At 35.6% G+C, this 3,267-nt stretch carries 1 protein-coding gene; it reads right to left on the bottom strand.

All coding sequences use genetic code 11. The annotated features are described in order from the left end of the window. Positions 1–619: 619 nt before the first annotated feature. Positions 620–3,267: calcium-binding protein (locus FY049_RS22085; RefSeq protein ID WP_446084414.1), on the bottom strand; the 2,648-nt coding region annotated here is incomplete at its 5' end.

Raw genomic sequence — 3,267 nt, 5'->3', positions numbered from 1 at the left:
ATTAGAACTTATTGAATTTGCATTAAAGCAAAAAAATTAAAATGACAACTGTTGCGTCGTTCTCGACCAAAAATGACAACAGTCATGTCGTTTAAAGTTGTCATTGAAAAAAACCGCCATTAATGGCGGTTTTCCTTTAATTGAACTTTAATCTCATGAGTTAATCTAATTTAACAATTTGATCATCTTTCCAAATATAAAGTTAATGATGTCGATGTTGATTAATTTTGAAACTATATGATCTAGAACGTTATAAAATTGGTTCTTTCTTAAATATAAAAAATGGAAAAGTATTAAAAGTTAATTCAGACTTAGTGCGATCAATCTGAATTTCATTTTCTAACTCAGATAGTTTCCATTTATCTCCTAATTTATATAAAAAACAATGGTACTCTTTTTCACCACAAGTCGAGCTTGGAACGCAATAGCTTAACTCATATCTGAATGTCTGGCCTCATACCCAAGTGATGCCTTAAATTTAAACTACTCGGGAAAATATTAGCTTTAGAATCTTTATGCATCAAAGCTTTCTACCTTAAAAAAGCCCACATCCTTAGACTAATCATCATAAAAATAATTGCCATAAGAAATGTGAGCGAAATTCTAGTCTAGATTAAAGTTAACCAATAACAATCTGCTCATTTTTGAGTAGGTCATCAAGTGTTAACGTAGGCTGACCTTTAATAACAAGAAGATTCGTTGGACTATATGTATTTACAATTGCGCCATCTCTATCAACTCGAAGTACTGAATTACCATTACCATCACTCACGACTGATATATAGCTAGTAAGATTAGAGCGATCAGCTAACAAGCCAGCAAAGAAATCACTGCCAAACTGAATTTTGTCCTGACTATCATAATCAATCCAAGTATCCTTACCATTTCCACCAGTTGAGTCATTCGAACTAAGAACATTATAAATTAATGTGTCCATGCCCAAACCTGTACTGAGCGTATCATTACCACGACCACCTTCGAGTAAATCATTTCCTAATCCACCTCTTAAGGTATCATCGCCATCACCACCATAAAGTTTATCGTCTCCAAGTCCTCCAGATAAGATATCTACACCTATGCCACCGTCAAGTATGTCGTTACCAGCGCCACCGATAAGTGTATCATTACCAGCGCCACCAAAAAGTGTGTCATTTCCAGCATTACCTAAGAAATAATCGTTATTATTAGTTGCATTGATGGTGTCATTACCAGCACCGCCATCAACATATTGAGATAAAGGAGTTCCGCTATTAAAGACATTATCTTCATTCGTTCCTTTTACAAAAAGGTCATTTGAAGATTTATACACCTGACCAATAGTACCAAATCCCATGTTTTGTTCAAAAATAGTCACTGGTATGATCTGGCTTGTCAGTTCTTCGCTCCCATTACTTGCCTCTTTCGATATTCCTTCAACTATTAAGTTCATTGTACCCGTATAATTCTGAGGTGGAAGAATACTCAAATTCTTTAAATCCCAGCCTTTCAGATCTAAAGTATCAAGATCTTGTTTAGCTGTAAAAAAGTGATTTCCGTCAGTTAATACCGAATCCTTTTTAATATTCTTTAACAATAAGCTTACTATAGTTTCTGATCCATCCTTATCAATCAGCTCCGCCTTAATCTCTGCTAGCTTCACAAGGTTATTCATCATTCCGTTATTTAAGCCACTCGCTGCAAAATGACCACCTGTACCGCCTTGTTCTGAAGGTACAAATGAACCGAGATTATCAACCAATCCAAAAAGCTCTTCCGCACTACCATATAAATTATAGTTCTGCGTATTTAAATCTTTAGCAGTCCAGTTGTTATTTCCAGCATTTCTTTCCTCTACCTTTAATTGAAGTACACCATTTCCAACATAGTTGTGCCCATATATACCTAAGGTATAATAACCTGATTCTTTAGGGGTAAAGATACTCGGTAGAGATCCATCATTAAGCGGTGTGTTTAGACCAAATGTTTGGACAGCTGCTACACCAATTGAAGTTACGATCTGTTGCCCACCAAGTTCAATATATATACCATCATCGACTTTTCCACTGAAACTATATTGTTTACCCGCTTGCAGATAAATGAGGCCAGTAACAGAAGTAGAATCTTTTGCTGCAATCGGCACATTACTTGAATCAGCACGGTCTTGCAATACTATAGAAGCCCCAGGTAACGATTGTTGATTGATGACAAAAGCATCGATTCTCTCTTTTATCGTAATCATTTTAAACAGTCGATCTGAGCCATTAGTATTGTCAATGCCTTTGTAGACTGTATGAAGTAATCCAGTAGACGTAGGAACTTCTAATAAATTATCCTGAGTCGATGAGTAGACAGGTTTAAGAATAAGGTTTTTATAATCCCAACCACTAACATTTACACTAGTATTTGTACTAGTTGCTGTAAATGTCTTGGTTCCATCAGTAATAATTGAACCTACTGGTATATTTTCAATTACATAATCACTTGGATTAACTGAAGTTCTAATTTCAATGACTTGAGTTAATGCATTCCCCATCTCAGTAATTTTATCTGTTTGTGGATAAAAGCCTTCTTTTCCTCCTTGCACTGATGGTTTAAAAGTACCTAAACTGAGTAAATCCAACTCATCAGCATTCCTATATACATTTTGAGAAAGATAATCTATTGGTTTAGTAGACCATTTTGTATCCCCCAAATATCTTTCTAATAAATTAGCAGACAGCTTTCCTGATCCTTGCCAATTCGAAGTTATCAAGTCTAGTGTATAATAACCTGATTGCGTTGGTGTAAATACTCCTGGTTTACCAAGATCACTATTCTCATCTGGATTAAACCAATCATTAACAAGTCTTTTTGATGAAAGAAGCGTTTTTCCACCTATAGCAAAATTTGCACCATCATCAGAATAACCAGAAAGACTATATTCCTTTCCTGCTTCTAAATAGATAAGACCATGAACATATAAAGTTTTTCCACTATCTATAATAATATCTTGATTTGTCCCCATCATAGTGATCGGTCTATTTTCGATACTAGTACTAGCAAGTATAGCTTGTTTGACTTTAGCCATTGCAGTATCGTCATTCGGAATATTTGCAGGGTTGTTATAAAAGGAAGCAATTAACCCTGAAGCTTTAGGAATACCAGGTACTACAGGCTCACCCAAAATTGTTTGATCCTGACTCAATTTTACACCATCAGCAACAGCCTCGACATGTACAGCTGCAGTAGCCTCTATGGGAGGATATCCATTTGAAACTACGTCGTATGTAATCTTTAAAGCGTCGGTCG

This window comes from Acinetobacter sp. 1125_18A, assembly GCF_052824985.1.
This window is presented reverse-complemented; position numbering and strand designations above follow the sequence as displayed.